The sequence below is a fragment of the Mesorhizobium loti genome (assembly GCF_013170705.1).
Classification (GTDB): Bacteria; Pseudomonadota; Alphaproteobacteria; order Rhizobiales; family Rhizobiaceae; genus Mesorhizobium; species Mesorhizobium loti_D.
Map to the genome: position 1 here is coordinate 3,104,442 of NZ_CP033334.1, position 17,394 is coordinate 3,121,835.

Annotated in this window: 14 protein-coding genes; 12 read left to right on the plus strand and 2 right to left on the minus strand. The window is 65.3% G+C overall.

All coding sequences use genetic code 11. The annotated features are described in order from the left end of the window. Positions 1 to 2: 2 nt before the first annotated feature. Both EB815_RS15065 and EB815_RS15070 read left to right on the plus strand, forming a co-directional pair. Positions 3 to 866 carry an FAS1-like dehydratase domain-containing protein gene (locus EB815_RS15065; RefSeq protein WP_065005247.1) on the plus strand — a complete coding sequence of 288 codons (864 nt, stop codon included), beginning with the start codon at positions 3 to 5 and terminating at the stop codon, positions 864 to 866. Then, positions 863 to 1,687 (plus strand): HpcH/HpaI aldolase/citrate lyase family protein, encoded by an 825-nt coding sequence (locus EB815_RS15070; protein ID WP_081294843.1) that lies wholly within the window; start codon positions 863 to 865, stop codon positions 1,685 to 1,687. The genes EB815_RS15065 and EB815_RS15070 overlap by 4 nt, the downstream gene beginning before the upstream one ends. Positions 1,688 to 2,238: 551 nt before the next feature. On the opposite strand, the gene EB815_RS15080 is transcribed toward EB815_RS15070, so the two are convergent. Further along, positions 2,239 to 3,132 carry a LysR family transcriptional regulator gene (locus tag EB815_RS15080; protein ID WP_162258919.1) on the minus strand — a complete coding sequence of 298 codons (894 nt, stop codon included), beginning with the start codon at positions 3,130 to 3,132 and terminating at the stop codon, positions 2,239 to 2,241. Positions 3,133 to 3,260: 128 nt separating this feature from the next. On the opposite strand from EB815_RS15080, the gene EB815_RS15085 reads away from it, so the two are divergent. The 4 genes from EB815_RS15085 to EB815_RS15100 are packed head-to-tail and all read left to right on the plus strand — an operon-like array spanning position 3,261 to position 8,328. Then, entirely contained in the window at positions 3,261 to 4,502 is a 1,242-nt protein-coding gene (locus EB815_RS15085; protein ID WP_056570783.1) for an FAD-dependent oxidoreductase, read from the plus strand. A gap of 11 nt (positions 4,503 to 4,513) precedes the next feature. Then, the gene (locus EB815_RS15090) at positions 4,514 to 4,765 is read left to right on the plus strand and encodes a sarcosine oxidase subunit delta (RefSeq protein ID WP_056570785.1); all 252 of its coding nucleotides are present in this window, start codon (positions 4,514 to 4,516) and stop codon (positions 4,763 to 4,765) included. 1 nt (position 4,766) lies between these two features. After that, positions 4,767 to 7,661 (plus strand): 2Fe-2S iron-sulfur cluster-binding protein, encoded by a 2,895-nt coding sequence (locus EB815_RS15095; RefSeq protein WP_056570787.1) that lies wholly within the window; start codon positions 4,767 to 4,769, stop codon positions 7,659 to 7,661. 1 nt (position 7,662) lies between these two features. Continuing rightward, entirely contained in the window at positions 7,663 to 8,328 is a 666-nt protein-coding gene (locus EB815_RS15100; RefSeq protein WP_056570789.1) for a hypothetical protein, read from the plus strand. A gap of 90 nt (positions 8,329 to 8,418) precedes the next feature. Here EB815_RS15100 and EB815_RS15105 read toward each other — a convergent pair whose 3' ends face one another. Further along, complete coding sequence (locus EB815_RS15105) at positions 8,419 to 9,633, minus strand: pyridoxal phosphate-dependent aminotransferase (RefSeq protein ID WP_056570791.1); 1,215 nt, start codon at positions 9,631 to 9,633, stop codon at positions 8,419 to 8,421. A gap of 275 nt (positions 9,634 to 9,908) precedes the next feature. On the opposite strand from EB815_RS15105, the gene EB815_RS15110 reads away from it, so the two are divergent. The 6 genes from EB815_RS15110 to EB815_RS15135 are packed head-to-tail and all read left to right on the plus strand — an operon-like array spanning position 9,909 to position 17,306. Continuing rightward, positions 9,909 to 11,918 (plus strand): CocE/NonD family hydrolase, encoded by a 2,010-nt coding sequence (locus tag EB815_RS15110; RefSeq protein WP_065005248.1) that lies wholly within the window; start codon positions 9,909 to 9,911, stop codon positions 11,916 to 11,918. 15 nt (positions 11,919 to 11,933) lie between these two features. Continuing rightward, on the plus strand, positions 11,934 to 12,884 hold the full coding sequence (locus EB815_RS15115) for an ABC transporter permease (RefSeq protein ID WP_056570795.1): 951 nt from the start codon (positions 11,934 to 11,936) through the stop codon (positions 12,882 to 12,884). Next, positions 12,868 to 13,755 (plus strand): ABC transporter permease, encoded by an 888-nt coding sequence (locus tag EB815_RS15120; RefSeq protein WP_056570796.1) that lies wholly within the window; start codon positions 12,868 to 12,870, stop codon positions 13,753 to 13,755. Before EB815_RS15115 ends, EB815_RS15120 begins: the two co-directional genes overlap by 17 nt. Beyond that, entirely contained in the window at positions 13,752 to 14,717 is a 966-nt protein-coding gene (locus tag EB815_RS15125; RefSeq protein ID WP_056570797.1) for an ABC transporter ATP-binding protein, read from the plus strand. Before EB815_RS15120 ends, EB815_RS15125 begins: the two co-directional genes overlap by 4 nt. Then, positions 14,714 to 15,742 carry an oligopeptide/dipeptide ABC transporter ATP-binding protein gene (locus EB815_RS15130; RefSeq protein WP_056570798.1) on the plus strand — a complete coding sequence of 343 codons (1,029 nt, stop codon included), beginning with the start codon at positions 14,714 to 14,716 and terminating at the stop codon, positions 15,740 to 15,742. The genes EB815_RS15125 and EB815_RS15130 overlap by 4 nt, the downstream gene beginning before the upstream one ends. A gap of 16 nt (positions 15,743 to 15,758) precedes the next feature. Beyond that, complete coding sequence (locus tag EB815_RS15135; RefSeq protein WP_244494059.1) at positions 15,759 to 17,306, plus strand: ABC transporter substrate-binding protein; 1,548 nt, start codon at positions 15,759 to 15,761, stop codon at positions 17,304 to 17,306. Positions 17,307 to 17,394 lie beyond the last annotated feature (88 nt).

Consider the following 17,394-nt stretch of genomic DNA (forward strand, 5'->3'; position numbering starts at 1 on the left):
GGGTGGACGCGACCGAACAGAAGCCATTCGCGGAATGGATTGGCCGGCAGAGCGAGAGCTTCGATGTCGTTTCGGAACGCCTCGTGCGGAGTTTCAAGGCAGTTTTCGAACCCAATCTCGCACCTTCGGCCGCAGGCCAGGCGCCGCTTGGCATCCACTGGTGCCTGTCGCCGGCGATAGCCGGCATGGACCAGCTGGGTGCCGATGGCCATCCGGCCAAGAACCTGTCGCTGCCGCCCGTCCCGCAGCCGCGCCGCATGTGGGCGGGCGGTGAACTCCGGGTGCTTGATGCTTTCCAAGTTGGTGATGAGGTTCGCCGGGTCTCCACCATCCGCGACATCGTCCGCAAGCAAGGCCGGTCTGGTGAGCTGTGGTTTGTCGCTGTGGGCCACGACTATCACTCAGATCGTGGCCTGGTTCTGAGTGAACGGCAGGATATCGTTTACCGGGAGGCGGCCATGCCGGGGGACGGTGCTCGTTCCAACAATGCACCCGTGGCGCCGACGATGATCCAGCCCGCTGGAAAGGTATGGTCTCTCGTTCCGTCGCCCACGCTGCTCTTTCGCTATTCGGCCATCACTTTCAACGGTCACCGCATCCATTATGACCTGCCTTACGCGACGAAGGCGGAGGGATATGAAGGGCTGGTGGTCCACGGCCCCCTCCAGGCGACGCTGCTCCTGAATCTCGCGGCGTCCCAAGGCGCGGATTTACCCTTGACGTTTCGCTACCGGGGCGTTGCCCCGGCAATCGCGGACCGTGAACTGACCTTCAGGGCCGGCATGGATGGGCAGCGGTTCTGGGCGCAAGGCGGGCATGGCGCCGTGCACATGGAAGCCGATATCGACCAGGGACCGGCCCGATGATCGCGCACAGTACGCCTGTCGCGCCCTTGTTTGTGCCGGCCGACCGCCCCGAGCGTTTTGAAAAGGCGGACCGGTCTGGAGCCGACGCGGTCATTGTCGATCTCGAGGACGCTGTTGCGCCCGCCGCCAAGGATGGCGCCCGCTCGAACCTTCACCATGCCCTGAGATTGCAGAACCCCACCTTCGTGCGGGTGAACAGTCAAGACAGCGGCTGGTACCATGCCGACCTTGCCGCCGTCAGGGCATTAGGGCTTCGACGTATCTGCCTGCCAAAGGCGGAGTCGGTGGCAACGCTCGACGCGATCGTCGAGATCCTTGGTGAGGACGTCGAGATCATGGCGTTGATCGAGACCGCCAGAGGCCTGGAGGCGGCGGCGGCCCTGGCCGCCCACCCTCATGTCGCAAGATTGGCGTTTGGCCCCGCCGACTTCGCCCTGGACCTGGGTGCGGCAGCTTCCGACGCGATCAAAGCGCATGCCTTGATGCGGCTGGCCGTGGCAAGCAGAGCCGCCGGGAAGGCCCTGCCGTTGGACGGCCCGTCCTTCGAAGTCGCGGATACCACCAGGTTGGCCTGCGAATGCCGGCAAGCCTTGAATCATGGGGCCGGCGGGAAGCTTTGCATACACCCCGCCCAAACATCGGATGTCATCGCGGCCTTTCGGCCGAGCGCCGAGCAACTGGGCTGGGCGCAGCGTGTCGTCGACGCGGCCCAGGATGGCGCGGCGCGCCTTGTCGACGGCAAAATGATCGACGCTCCCATTATCGCCCAGGCCCGGGCGCTGCTCCTGCGGGGCCGTTCGCAATCCGGTGACGCTGTCTAAACACGGCCGTATCCGCGACATTTCTCGGCAAGATCAAAGACAAGGATCCACGGCCCGATACGCTGCCGCTGGCCCAGGGCGTCTCATTCGAAATCGATCGAGACCGCCGGGGGGTATTCGGCGATTTCGCCATAGTCGCACGACGTTGCGATGCGGCCTTCAAGGAAATGTTGGGCGGGACCGAACCGGTGCTGGAACTGCCCGAGGCGAAATAGTCGCCTGGCCCAGGGATCCGGCCGATGCCGCCGCGCTGCTGCCGGACGGCCTGACCGGGCTGGACCCGCATCTGGCCTCAAGCCTGCCGGCCGCGATACGCGATGTGGTGTTCGGCCGCTATTCGAGTGGATTCAACGTGATGTTCCTCTGGGTGGCGGCGCTCTACTTCGTCGCCATGGCCCTGACGCTTCCGCTCGAGGACGTCCAGATCCCGAAGCGGGGTTGAGTCCGAGCATGCCGAGCTGAACCTGGCAGGTGGTTCGCGGCGCGCGCGGTGGATATCGATCGTTTCGATCAGAGTTGTGCGCCTCTGTTTTCGAGCGCCGGCGCTGAATCTAGATCTCGCCGTGGAGCGGGATCTCCCCTGACAGCCATTGCACGAACAGCGTCGCCGACCGCGAGAGGCGGCGGTGCTGATTGGGAACCACATGCAAGGCAACCGGCAGGATTTCCCCCGCGCCGAATGGCGCCACCAACCGTCCCGAGGCCAGATAGGCCGCCGCATAAGTCGACATGACCGCGGTGATGCCGCCCGCGCATGCCGCAACCTCCAATGCCGCCGCCGCATTGTCGGCCTTGATCGGCGCCTTGTGCGGCGCGATGACGATGTTCTCCTTCTTCGCCCAGAGATCCAGCAGCTGCATCCTGCCTTGCACGTGGATGAGCCGGGCGGCGTTGAACCAATCGGCACTGGGCCTCGCTTCAGCCCGGCGGCCGGTCTCGGGGTCGCAGAGAAGCACCAGCCGCTCTCGCCCCAGCCGCACGGCGCCCGATGCCGGCTGCAGCGGATCGAGCGCAAGAATGCTCAGATCCGCCAGCTCCACGTTGGGGTCGGTCCAGATCGTGCTGTTCAGCCGGACTTCGATCCTCGGATGGGCGGCGGAAAAACCAACCAGATGCCGTGCGAGCCACAGCGTGACGAAGCTGAGCGGGGCCGAAACCGTCACGCTGGTCTGCGCCTGCGCGCCGAGCAATCCCTCGGTCGCCGCTTCGGCTCGATCCAGCGCCTCGGCTATTCCCGGCAGATAGGCGGTGCCGACCTCGGTCAGTTCCAAGCCGTTGCTGCGCCGATGGAAGAGCGGCCTGGCGAAGAACTGCTCCAGCGCCCGGACCCGTTGGCTGATTGCGCCCTGGGTGCAATTCAATTCCTCGGCGGCCTTGGTGAAGCTCAGATGCCGGGCCGCCGCTTCGAAGGCCTCGAGATAGGTTAGATGCGGGAGATTGCGCATGCCGAGACCTCCTTTCGGTTCTTGATCCATTACGAAAACGAGGTCACTGGGTAAAGAACGATTTCTTGCACCAGGCCGATCCGGCGGGTTCTCTAAGGCCAATCCCAGCCGCCGAGCCGCAGGACACCATGCCTTTCTCTCTGCTGAAATACGGCCTGCGCGCCAGGCACGTGTCCTTTCGCGACATCCCTCCGACACCCGACCTGAAACGATCCTACGATGTGGTGATCATCGGCGGAGGTGGTCACGGCCTCGCGGCGGCTTACTACCTGTCCAATCTGCATGGCATCCGCAACGTCGCCGTGCTGGAAAAGGGCTATCTCGCCGGTGGCAATACGGCGCGCAACACCACCACGATCCGCTCGAACTACATGACCGAGGAATCGGTCCGCTTCTACAAGGAAGGTGTCGAACTGTTCGAGACGATGTCGCGGGATCTAGGCTTCAACGTCATGTTTTCGCAGCGCGGGCAACTGACGCTCGCGCATTCCGAGGCGACGCTGCGCAGCTTCCATCTGCGTGCCGAAATGGGCAAGCACATGGGCACAAGGATCGAAGTGGTCGATGTCCGGACGGTGAAGGAGCTTTGCCCGCATCTCAACCTCGATCTCGGCGGTCAGCACGAGGTGATGGGCGGGCTCTGGCATGCCGACGGCGGCACGGCCCGCCATGACGCCGTGGCATGGGGCTATGCCAGGCATGCCGGCGCGCGCGGCGTGGAGATCCACCAGCGCACCGAGGTGACCGGCATCGAGCACGCGGGCGACCGGGTCACCCACATCAGGACGAACCGTGGAACGATCGCCGCGGGCCAGGTGCTGCAGGCCGTCGGCGGGCTCAACGGCCAGGTCGCCGCCATGGCGGGCATCCGGCTGCCGATACGCTGCTTCCCGCTGCAGGCGATGGTGACGCAGCCGCTGAAGCCATTCCTGGACATCCTCGTCTCGTCGGCCAATCTGCACACCTATCTGGTGCAGTCCTCGCGTGGCGAGGTCGTCATCGGTGGCGGCTCCGATCCCTACCAGCTGGCCTCGACGCGCTCGACGCTGGACCAGAAGGAACATCTCGCCGAAGGCGCGCTGCACCTCTTCCCCTTCCTGCACAAGGTCAAGCTCTTGCGGCAGTGGGCCGGGATCACCGACATGACGCCCGACTACAGCCCGATCATGGGCGCCTCGCCATTGCGGAACTATTGGCTCGACTGCGGCTGGGGCACCTGGGGCTTCAAGGCGACGCCCGTGGCCGGCAAACGCATGGCCGAGACCATCGCCACCGGGCGCGTGCCCGATATCCTCAAACCATTCGACCTCAGCCGGTTCGACAGCTTCGCGCTGCTGAACGAAATGGGCGCCACGGCCGCCAGCCACTGACGAGTATTCCGATGAAGCTCTTGACCTGCCCGGTGAACGGCCCGCGCAACATCACCGAATTTCAGTATCTCGGACCGGTCCGCGAGGCCAGCGCCGACCAGCCCGAGCAACTGATCGAAGCCCTGTTCCATGCCGAGAACCCGCTCGGCGTGATGCGGGAGTGGTGGCGGCACACCCCGTCCAACACCGTGCTGATCGCGGAACGCCACACCGTCAGCGACCAGATCCTCGCCACCTATCTTCCCAATCGAAAGCCTGCCTAACATGACCGAACGGCTGCCGCTTCCCTGGGGATCGCGCCTCGACCGCACCCAAAAAATCCGTTTCGCCTTCGACGGCCGACCGCTCGAAGGTTTCGCCGGCGACTGCATTGCCTCCGCCATGGCCGGCAGCGGCCGCTGGATCCTGTCGCGCTCCTTCAAGTATCACCGTACGCGCGGCATCCTCACCATGGCCGGGCAGGACGCCAATACGCTGGTGCAACTGCCTGACGAGCCGAATGTGCGGGCTGATCTGCGTCCGATCGCCGAAGGGCTGGAGGTCACTGCCCAGAACGTCTACGGCACCGCCGAACGTGACCGTGGCGCGGTGCTCGACAGGTTGGGCCGCTTCATGCCCGTCGGGTTCTATTACCGTGGCTTCTTTGGCCCCGGCGCGAAAAGCTGGCTCAAATTCTGGGAGCCGATGATCCGCAGATCGGCCGGACTCGGCAAGGTCGACCTCACCGCCGGTCATGGCCATTACATCAGGGAAAACCTGCACACCGATGTGCTGGTCGTCGGCGCTGGCCCGGCAGGGCTTTCGGCGGCCGTCAAGGCAGCCGAAGCGGGTGCGCGGGTGCTGCTGGTCGACTTGAACCCGGAAATCGGCGGCGCCTTGACCTATGCGCGCTTCGGCCTCGATACGGCGGAGGCCGATGCGACCTTGCGGGCGCTGCGCGACGCTGCCGAGAAGCTCGGCAATCTGCGGGTGCTGACCGGCGCCACCTGCAATGGCTGGTTCGCCGACAACTGGCTTCCGGTGCTGCAGGGCGAGACGCTCTATCGCGTTCGCGCCAAGCAGGTCGTGGTGGCCGCGGGATCGCATGAACAACCCTTGGTGTTTCGCAACAACGACCTGCCGGGCATCCTCCTGTCGTCCGCGGCGCAGCGGCTGATGCGCCACTACGCGGTTCGCCCTGGCCGGCGCGCCGTGGTCTTTGCTGGCAACGGGGACGGATATCTCGCCGCTCACGACCTTCTCGATGCAGGCGTGTCCCTGGCCGCCGTTCTCGACCCGGCAACCGATGCGTCCGACAAAACCCTCGCGCGACACCTCGTCGAGCGCGGCGTCAGGATCATCCAGAATGTCACCGTCATGGAAGCGCTGGGGACGGGAGGCAATCGCCATATAAGAGCCATCCGCTTCAGCACGCCCGAACATGGCGCGGAACTGCTGGAGTGCGATCACCTGGTGGTGGCGGCGGGCTACACGCCGTCCTACCAGCTGCCGCTGCATGCCGGCGCGAAGCTGGGATTTGACGAGACCAGCCGGCAATTCGTGCTGAGCAATCTGCCGGAGGCGTTTCATGTCGCCGGCTCGGCGGCAGGCTGTTTCGAGCTGAACTCGGTGCTGCGCAGCGGCGAGATCGCGGGCGCGGCGGCGGCGCGGGGGGCGGGGCATGATGCCGACCTGCCGGCGATCATCCCGGATGCCAGCGCGGCGGCGATGAACCATTTTCAATCGCTGTCCGCGCACGCCAAGGGGCGTGACTTCGTGGACTTCGACGAGGACCTGCAGGTCAAGGATATCAGGAACGCCGTCAGCGACGGCTATAGCGAGCTTGAACTGGTGAAGCGCTATTCCACCGTCGGCATGGGGCCGTCGCAGGGCCGGCATTCGGCTTTGATGACGGCCAGGATCGTCGCGGCGGAGACGGGCCGCACGGTGGGCGAGGTGGGCATCACCACGTCGCGGCCGCCATTCGGCCCGGAAAAATTGGGACTTCTGGCCGGCCCTAACCATGTGCCCTACAGGCATACGGCGATCCACGCCGAACATGTCGCAAGCGGCGCGAAGCTGACACCCGCCGGTGCGTGGTGGCGACCGCTGCACTACGGCGGAGGCGGCGATGTCCCCAAGACGATCTCCGACGAGGTCAGGCTGGTGCGTGACAAGGTCGGCATGCTTGACGTTTCGACCCTGGGCAAGCTGGCGATACGAGGGCCGGATGCCGGTGCTTTCCTCGACCGCATCTATACGATGGCGCATGCCAGGCAGCCGGTGGGGCGCGTGCGCTATTGCCTGATGCTGAACGACATGGGATCGGTCATCGACGACGGGGTGGCTTACCGCATGTCCGAGACCGAATTCTACGTGACCGCCACCACCGGCGCCGTCGCCCGCGTCTTTACCGACATGCTGTTCGCGAACACGCAATGGGGCATGCGGGTCGATATCCAGAACGTCACCGCCGCCTTCGCGGCGATCAATGTCACCGGCCCTTCGGCACGCAAGGTTCTCGAGGCGCTCGGCGGGGACATCGATCTCTCCCCGGAGGGCTTCCCCTACCTCAATGGCCGCAGCGGCGTGATCGGCGGATGCCCGGTCCGGGTCATGCGCATCGGCTTCACCGGCGAACTGAGCTATGAGCTTCATGTGCCGCAATCCTTCGGCGCGGCGCTCTGGCGAAAGCTGCTGGAGGTGGGCGCCCCCCACGGGCTGCAACCCTATGGGCTGGAAGCCTCGCGAATCCTGCGTCTGGAAAAGGGGCACATCATCATCGGCCAGGATACCGACGCGCTCTCGACTCCCGATGAACTGGGCATGGGGTGGGCGCTGTCGAAGACCAAGACGCGCTATGTCGGCAAGACCGCCATCGAGGCGCGCGCCAGGCTGGGCCTGAAGCGCAAGCTTTGCGGCTTCGAACTGCCCGAGGGGCACGGCATCCGGCTGGCGGAATCCTGTCTTGTGCTGCGCGACGGACGTCCTGTGGGTTTCGTCACCTCGACCTGCTTCTCGCCGACGCTGGGCAAATGGATCGGACTGGCCTACGCCGACCCGCGTGACGCGGCGCCGGGATCCAGCCTGCGCATACGCGGCCTGTGCGGCAAGGAACTGCAGGCCAAGGTGGTGCCGACGCCGTTCCATGACCCCGAAAACCAGCGGCAGGAGATGTAGGATGCCCCCGAGCAGCCATTCCGCATCGGTCGGTCAGGGTATTGATTCCAGTCTGCGCCACCACGCCCTGGCGCGGCGCCTCGCACGCAGGGATGGACCGCCCGGAGCGCAGGAGAACGTCGTGCTCGACTGCACGCTGATCGAGCGGTTCGGGCTGCGCGGTCCCGGCACGATGGACTGGCTCGGTGAAGCAGGTCTATCGACGCCGGAAACGGTGAATACCGCCATTGTCTTGCCTTGCGGCACGTCGGTGCTGCGACTTGGCCAGCAGGAGGTGCTGCTGGCGGCGCCTCCCGGCGGCAGCGGTGCGCGGTTGCGCGACCTGCGCAAGGCCTGGCGCGACAGTGCGCTTCCCTCCAAGGGATATGACGCCTATCGCGACGAAGGCTGGGCGTGGTTCGTGATATCGGGCCCGGCGTCGCCCGCGCTGATGCGGCGGATCTCGATGGCCGATCTAAGGCCGGAAAGCCTCAAGGCCGGCGATCTCTCCCAGACCCGCGCCTTGCATCTGGATGCGGTCGTTGCCCGCTTCGACCGCTTCGGCGCGATATCCTATGACGTTTTCTTCGACATCGCCTCGGCGGCGTTTGCACTGGATGTCCTGACCGAGACGGCCGCGGGAACGAATGCCGGCTTTCAACTGGCGGCTCTCCACCCCGCGGGATAGTTCGGTCCTCGCCTGTTTCCCGCTCGGGTCGCGGTGACCATCACGCTGCCGTGTCGCGGGAGGACCGTTGTGGATCCGAACTGTTGCCGCTCACGCGCGATAGCGGTCGACGAGGGTCACCAGACGCTCGCAGGCCGCAACGGCGGCGGCGTGGTCCTGCGAAAAGTTCAGGCGGACGCTGCTTTCGGAAAACGGACTGAATTCCGTTCCGGGTGTCACGATGACGCCCGCTTGCAGGCGCAGGATGCGGACAAAATCGCCACCCGCCACGGCCAGGCGGGGCAGAGCCGGAAAGATGTAGCTGCCAGCCTCGGTCGTGCGGACCTGGATTCCGGAAGTGGCGCGGAAAACCTTCAACAAATCATCGCGGATCGCCTGGTGCTCGCGGATGCGCTGGTCCATCCAGCCAGCCGGTTCGTCGAACCAGCTGCGCAAAACGGCCTGGCTGTAGCCGCCAGCGCGCAAGGAGACGATGGCTTGCAGCTTCTCCATCCGGGCAATGATTTCTCGCGATCCGAAGGCCACCCCCAGCCGATAACCGCTGAGCGATTCCGTCTTCGATGGCCCCATGATGGTCACGACGTTTTCCGCGTCCAGCTTCTGCGCGCGCAAGTGAGTGTAGTCCACGCCGGCATACAGCAGGCGCGAGTAAAGCTGGTCGACGATGACGGTCGCGCCGTATTGGCTTGCCAGCGCGGCAATGGCCTCGATCTCCGCTCGGGAGTAGACCACGCCGGCCGGATTGTTTGGGTTCGAGAACAGGAAGATTTTTGCGCCCGACCTGAATGCGTCTTCCAACTGGCTGAGATCGAGGCCCGAACGGCCTTCGGCCGTTGCGTAGTCCATCCGGACGGGCATCATTTCGCCCTCGCAGAATTCCACCAGTTTGCGGTTGGCGAAATAATCGGGCTGGACGATCGCCACCTTGTCGCCCCGCGACACGGTGGAGGCGACGGCCAGGAACAGCGCGCCCTGCGTGCCGGGGGTGATGATCAGGCCGTCACGCGCATCGACAGGGGCTCCGGTGAAGCCTGCCAGCCGCGTGGCCAGTTCTTCGCGGATGCCGAGATCGCCGCGATATTCCGTGTAGGCCTGCCTGCCGCCGGCTTCGACGCCGGCCGAGAAGACCTCGAACGAGCCGGGTGTCGGGGTGAACGCGTCCACGTCGCCATGCGAAAAATCCACCGGTCGGCCGGTGATCGCGTCGCCCAGCAATATGGCGTCGATCCCGCCGGACAACTGGCGGCTCTCCTGTCCGGGCGCCGCGTCGGTGCCGAGGCCGCTGAATTTGCTCTGGATCGTCATCGGAAATTCCTGAGTGAAGGCACTGCCGCTCCCGCGATGCCATAGCGGCACATATCAAGCAACGAAATTTGGAAGATGGAACCCGCCGATTTCCGGACAGCTTTCCGACCCTCGCGGATGCGGTTCGATCGCGAAGGCATATCGGCTGTGTTTCAACATCGTGATGACAGACACCGGCCAGAAAGCGCATTCGGCATCAAAAAAGCGAAGCGGGATTGCGCCGCAAATGCTCTTGTTGTACGAACGTTCAACAAGAGCATTTGCGGGTACCTGCCGTGGTACGAACCGAGTTTCCCTTTGCCGTCGAAACCGTCGATCCGCTGTGGATCACGCTGGCCGACGGCACCCGCATTGCCGCCACGCTGTGGCGTCCGCGCACCGAAGGCAAGGTGCCGGTCGTCGTCGAGATGGTGCCTTATCGCCGCCGCGACGGCACCGTGGCGCGCGACATCGACATCCACCCCTGGCTGGCTGGGCACGGCGTCGCCTGCGCCCGCATCGATATCAGGGGCTCGGGCGATTCCGACGGCGATCTCGCCGACGAATATCTGCCACGCGAACAGGAAGACGCCTGCGAGATCATCGCCCATCTCGCCGCCCAGCCTTGGTGCAACGGCAATGTCGGCATGACCGGCATTTCCTGGGGCGGCTTCAACGCGCTGCAGGTGGCGGCGCGCCGGCCGCCGGCCCTGAAGGCGATCATCACCAACTGCGCCACCGACGACCGCTACGCCGACGACATCCACTATATGGGCGGCGCGCTGCTGACCGAGCAGGAGATGTGGTCGAACTTCATGCTGGTGAAGAAGGCCATGGCGCCCGACCCGCAGATCGTCGGCGATGCCTGGCGCGCCATGTGGGAAAGCCGGCTCGCGGCGACAAGCTCGCTGTCGGAAGTGTGGCTCGCGCATCAGCGCCGCGACGACTATTGGCGGCAAGGCTCGGTCTGCGAGGATTTTTCCGCGATCGAATGCGCCGTCATGGCCGTCTGCGGCTGGGAGGACAGCTATTCGAACTTCGTGCCGCGCCTGCTTAAGCATCTGAAGGGGCCGAAGCTCGGCATTGTCGGACCATGGTCGCATGCCTATCCCTGCCGTGGTGCGCCTGGACCGCTGATCGGCTACCTGCAGGAGGCGCTGCGCTGGTGGTGCCATTGGCTCTGCGGCGAAGACACCGGCATCCTGGACGAGCCGCTCTACCGCGTCTGGGTGACGGGGGAAGAGCGGCCGCAACCTTTCTGTCTGCCCGATCATGCCGGCAGCTGGGCCGCCGAGGACCAATGGCCGTCGCCCCGCATCGAGCGCCGCACGCTGCACCTGAACGCTGCTGGATTGGCAAATGAGCCGGCACCGGGCGCCGCGCTTTCAGTCCGCTCGCCGGCGACCGCCGGGCGTGACTGCGGCCGCTGGGGCGGCTATGGCGGCTCCTGTCCGGACATGCCCATCGACCAGCGCCGCGAGGACGGCATGGCGCTGTGCTTCGACACGCCGCCGCTCGACGATGACCTGACATTGCTCGGCGCACCGGAACTCGACCTGCTCGTTACAGTCGACCAGCCACACGTCAATCTCGCCGCGCGGCTGTGCGACGTCTATCCCGACGGCACCTCGGCGCTGATGACTTACGGCGTGCTCAATCTCAGCCACCGCGACAGCCATGAGCATCCGACACCTTGTCCGGTCGGAACGCCGTTTCGCGTGCGGCTGAAGCTCAATGATTTCGCCCGCACCGTGCCCAAGGGCCATCGCATCCGGCTGGCGCTGGCCAACCAGCATTGGCCGATCCTGTGGCCGCAGCCGAAACTGTCGACGCTGGCGGTCGTAACGGGCGACGGCACCATCATGCTTCCGGTGCGCCCGCCGTCGGAACGCGACCGCGACGTCCGCTTCGAGCCGGCCGAAACCGCGCCGCCGGTCCCCACCACGGCGCTGGACGACGGCTTCGACCGCCGCATTGTCACCGACAATGTCGGCTCGGGCGTGCAGACCATCGCGCTGACCTCCGATCACGGGCGCCGGCGCTATGACGACCGCGCCATCACCGTCTCCTCGGCCAACAGCGACACGATGAGCATCCGGAGCGACGATCCGCTGTCGGCAAAACTCGTCACCGAATATCGCTGGGCGATTGCCAGCGGCAATGCCGATACCGAAGCGATCGCGGTGACCGAACTGACATCGGACGAAACCCATTTCAACCTGAGTTGGCGGCTCGAGGCGCGAGAACGGGGCACGCTCGTCCACAGCGCCTCGGCAAGCCGGCGCATCAGGCGCGATTTTGCCTGAAGAAGGGAGGAGGCCATGCTCGCATATGCAGTGAAGCGCATTGGTCTTGGCCTCCTGATCCTCGTTCTCGTCATGGTCGCGATGTACGCGGCCGTTTTCCTGGTGCCGGGCGATCCGGCCACGGTGGCGCTTGGTCCGCGCGCCACGCCGGAACTAAAGCGGCTGCTGATCGAGCGGATGGGGCTCGACCAGCCGGTCTGGTGGCAGATCATCGAATTCTTCCGCAACGCGCTGACCGGCAATCTCGGCTACGACGTCTGGTCGAACCGGCCCGTTTCCACGCTGGTGCTGGAAGCGTTGCCGAACACGCTGATCCTCGGCCTGACGGCGCTGGCCGTCGCGCTCCTGATCGGCGTTCCGCTCGGCTGCCTGTCTGTGATGCGGCGCGGCACGGCGGCCGATGCCGTCATCGGCGTGCTCTCGGTCGGCGTCATCGCGGTGCCGTCCTTCGTCGTCGCCATCTATTCGCTGCTGGTCTTTGCCGTCACGCTACGCTGGCTGCCGGCCATCGGCGCCGGCGAGGCCGGCGACTTCATCAGCCAGGCCAAGGCGCTGGTCATGCCGGCGGCGGCGATCGCGCTCGGCTGGATCGGTTACATCGCCCGCATGGTGCGTGCCTCGATGATGGAAGTGATGGGCGAGCCGCATATCCGCACCGCGCGCTCGTTTGGTTTGCCCGAGTGGAAGATCGTCTCCAAATACGCGCTGCGCATCGCCATCATTCCAACAATCTCGCTGGTCGCTGTCGGCCTCGGCAGCATCCTGTCCAGCGCGGTCTTCGTCGAGGCGGTGTTCGCCCGGCCAGGCATCGGCAAGCTGATCACCGACGCCGTCAACACCCGCAACTATCCGGTCGTCATGGGCACCGTGCTGATCATGACCGCCATCTATGTCTCCATCACCATTGCCGCCGATCTGTTGATCGCGCGGCTCGATCCGAGGGTGCGCGATGTCTTCCGTGGCTGATGCCTCGTTGTCCGTTCCGGGCCGACAACGGTTTCCGCTGCTGCGCGCCTTGCTTGCCGATCCGTTCACCTGCGTGGCGCTGATCCTGGTCACCGGCTTTCTTGTCACCGCGATCTTCGCGCCATGGCTGGCGCCTTATTCGCCGGTCAGGATCGACGTGCTGCACAAGCTGCAGCCGCCATCGGCGCAACACTGGTTCGGGACCGATCATCTCGGCCGCGATCTCCTGTCGCGCGTCATCCATGGCGCGCGCACCGCGCTGACCATCGCCATGGTGTCGGTGGCCATCGCCGGCGCCATCGGCCTGATGCTTGGCCTGATCGCCGGCTACGGGCCGCGCTGGCTCGACGCCATCCTGGTGCTGAGCTTCGACAGCCTGAACTCGCTGCCGATGATCATGTTCGCGCTCGCCATCATCACCGTGCTTGGCGCCGGCACCGGCACGCTGATCATCGTCATCGCGGCGACCTCTTTCCCGAGCTACGCCAGGCTGATCCGGGCGCAGACGCTGGCGCTGAAGAACAGCGACTACATCCTCGCCGAGCGCCTGATCGACGCCAGTGCGGCGCGCATCATCTTCGTCCATCTGCTGCCCAATGTTGTCGGGCCGCTGATCATCCTTCTGTCGATGGATATTCCGGTCGTCATCATGGTCGAGGCCGGCTTGAGTTTCCTTGGCCTTGGTGTGCGTCCGCCGACACCATCCTGGGGCTCGATCCTCTATGACGGCTACACCAGCATCCGCTCGGCACCCTTCATGGTCATCTTCGGCGGCCTGCCGCTGGTGCTGGCCACGCTTGGCTTCACCTTCCTCGGCGAAGGCCTGCGCGACTATCTCGATCCGCGCCTGCAGTTGCGGAGGCCGGCATGACCGGCTCGCTCGCCGCCAGCGATCTCAGCGTCCGCTACGAGACGCCGCATGGCGCCGTGCACGCGTTGCGCCATGTCGACATCGAGGCGCATCCGGGTGAAGTGATCGGCATCGTCGGCGAGAGTGGCTGTGGCAAGTCCACGCTGGTCACCGCCCTGGCAAACCTGTTGCCGGCCAATGCCCGCATCGACGGCTCGATCTCATACAATGGCGTCGATCTGGCGAAGCTCGACGCGTACCACCAGCGCCTGCTGCGCGGCGACGAGATCGCGCTGGTCAGCCAGGATCCGATGACGGCGTTCAACCCGGTGCTGACCATCGGCGACCAACTCGTCGACTTCCAGCACCACCGCAAGGACCTTGGCCGGGCACAGAAGCGGGCGCGCATCGCCGCCATGCTCGGCCGCGTCGGCATTGCGGACGCCGAACGGCGCATGCAGAGCTATCCGCACGAACTGTCCGGCGGCATGCGCCAGCGCGTCGCCATCGCCGCCGCGCTGCTGACCGATCCCGGCCTGCTCATCGCCGACGAGCCGACGACGGCGCTCGACGTCACCATGGAGGCGCAGATCATCCATCTGCTGCGGGAGCTGAGGCGCGACTACAACGGCATCATCATTGTCGTCTCGCACCATCTCGGCGTCATCGCCGAACTTTGCGACCGCGTCTATGTCATGTATGCCGGCGAGGTGGTCGAAGGCGGCGAGGTCGACGCGATCTTCCACGACGCCAGGCATCCCTATACGCAAGCGCTGCTCGCCTGCGACCCCGCCCGCTTCCATGAGCGGCTGGACAGGCTGCCGACCATTCCGGGCTCGCTGCCCAACCTCACCCAGCCCCCGTCCGGATGCGTCTACGCACCGCGCTGCGACCGTGCCTTCGCGCCGTGCACGACCGTCGCGCCACCGCTGGCGAAACTCGCCGCCGCCCATGTCGCACGCTGCCATGCGGTGACGCCATGAGCCCGCTGCTTGCCGTCGAAGACCTCTCCGTGAGCTTCGTGCGCGGCGGCTTGCTCAACCGCCTGATCAATCCGTTCCCGCTGCCGGGCTTCAACGTCATCGACGGCGTGACGCTGTCGCTGATGCCGGGCGAGACGCTCGGGCTGGTTGGCGAATCCGGTTCCGGCAAGACGACGCTGGCCCGCACCATTCTCGGGCTCATCCGGGCAGCCGCCGGCCGCATCGTCTTCGAGGGCAGGGAGGTGCGGACGCCGGCTGATTTCCGCGCCATGCGCCGGCGCTCGGCGATGATGTTCCAGGACCCTGTCGCCTCGCTCAGCCCGCGCCTGCGCATCGGCAAGCTGCTCACCGAGCCGCAGATCATCCAGGGGTTGCCGATGCCGGACCGCCGCGCCGCCGCCAAGGCGCTGCTGGCGCTTGTCGGTTTGCCGGCCTCCTTTGTCGACCGCTTTCCGCATGAGCTGTCGGGCGGGCAGGCGCGCCGCGTCGGCGTTGCGCGCGCCCTGGCGATGAAGCCGCATCTGCTGCTCGCCGACGAGCCGACAGCCGGCCTTGACGTCTCGGTGCAGGGCGATGTGTTGAACCTGATCGGCGAACTCAAGCGCGAGCTCGGCTTCGCCGCCATGATCGTCACCCACAACCTGGCCATGATCCGCCATGTCAGCGACCGGTTGGCCATCATGTATCTCGGCCGGCTGGTCGAGACCGGACCGACGCAAGCCGTGTTTTCCGCGCCGCTGCATCCCTATACCGCGACGCTGATCCAGTCCGAGCCGATACCCGATCCGCGCCGGCGCAGCCACACCCCCGCCGTCACGGGCGAGATACCGAGCGTGTTCCGGCGACCTTCGGGCTGCGAGTTCCACACGCGTTGCCCGATCGCACGCGAGCGCTGCAGGGCCGAGGCGCCGGTCTACCGGCCGATGGGCGCGGATCGCATGGTGCGCTGCCATTTCCCGCTCGAGAACGGCGGGCAAGAACGGGAAGCCTTCTCACGCGCTTCCATCAACCAAAGGGGAAACTGAGATGTCAGAATGGACCATGGACAGACGTGCATTCCTGAAGGCGGCCGGCGTACTGGGCGCCGGCCTCGCGATGAAGCCGGGCTTTGCCTGGTCGGCGTCCGGCGACACGTTGCGCATCCGCATGGAAGGCGATCTGCAGTGCCTCGATCCAGCCTTCATGAATGGCGGCATCGAGGATGTCATGATGCGCGGCATCTATGTCTCGCTCAACCATTTCGGCGACATCAGGAAAGGCTCGCCCTGGTCGCTGTGGGGCGCGGAAAAGCTCGAGCAGAAAGACCCCAAGACCATCGCCTTCACCCTGATCGACGGGCTGAAGTGGTCTGGCGGTTTCGGCGCGGTGACAGCCGACGACGTCAAGTTCTCGTTCGAGCGCATCGCGGACAAGGCGCTAGCATCGCCCTGGGCCTATCAGTTCGAGAAGCTCGACCGTGTCGAAGTCGTCGATGCCAGGTCCGGCATCATCCACCTGAAGGAGCCTTACCAGCCGATCTTCGTTACCAGCCTGCCTTACTATGGTGGCCACATCATCAGCCGCGCCGGTACCGAGAAGGCGGGCGGCAAATTCACCACGCAGCCGCCGGCGACATGCGGGCCCTATCTCTTCTCCGACTGGCAGCAGAAGCAGAAGGTTACGCTGACCGCCAACCCGGACTGGCCGGGCCCGAAGCCGGACTTTTCGAAGGTCGAGATCTATGTGGTGTCGGACGATCAGGCGGCACAACTCGCCTATGAGGCCGATGCCTTCGACTACACCAAGATCGCCATTTCGGCGACCAAGGCCGTCAAGGAGAAGCCGCCAGCGGACACAAACCTGATCGAGGCGCAGTCGACCCGTTATGTCTGGCTGACCATCAACATGCTTAGCCCGCGGCTCAAGGATCCGAAGGTCCGCCAGGCGGTGCAATATGGCGTCGATGTCGGCCAGATACTCACCGGCGTCTATGACGATTTGACCAAGCGCTCCACCGGTGTCGTCCAGCCCGGTACCAAGTTCGCGCGCGCCTCGAATCTGATCGCGGCGCCCGACTATGAGAAGTCCGCCGCACTCCTCAACGAGGCTGGCGTCGGCGACCTGTCGCTGACCCTGACGGTGATGAACGATTCCATCCGCACCGCGACCGCGCAGATCATCCAGGCCAGCCTCGAACAGGCCGGCATCAAGGTCGAGATCCAGCCCTATGACGAAGCCGCCTTCTGGGGCGTCGGCGACAAGACGCAGGGCGAAGGCTACAAGAACATCGACCTGGCGCTGATGGATTTCGCCGGCGGCATCGATCCGTCGGAAAACCTGGTCTGGTTCCGCCCCGACCAGATCGGCGCCTACAACTGGTCTGGCTTCGACAGTCCCGAATTCGAGACCAGCTACCAGCAGTTGGTGGCCGAAAGCGACGAGGCCAAGCGCATCGCCTTGTCGAACCGCATGGAGGATTTGATGGAACAGTCCGGCGGCTTCGTCTTCATCTGCCACCAGCCGCTGGTCGCCATCCACAAGACGGCGTTCGACCCGGTCATCTATCCCGACGGTCACCCCAATCCGGTGCTGTTCAAGAAGAAGGCGTGAACCGAACCATGATCCCGAAAAGTGGGAACCGGTTTTCGGATAAGATCATGGTCAAACAAGGAGATAGAGCCCCATCCCGATGTCATCG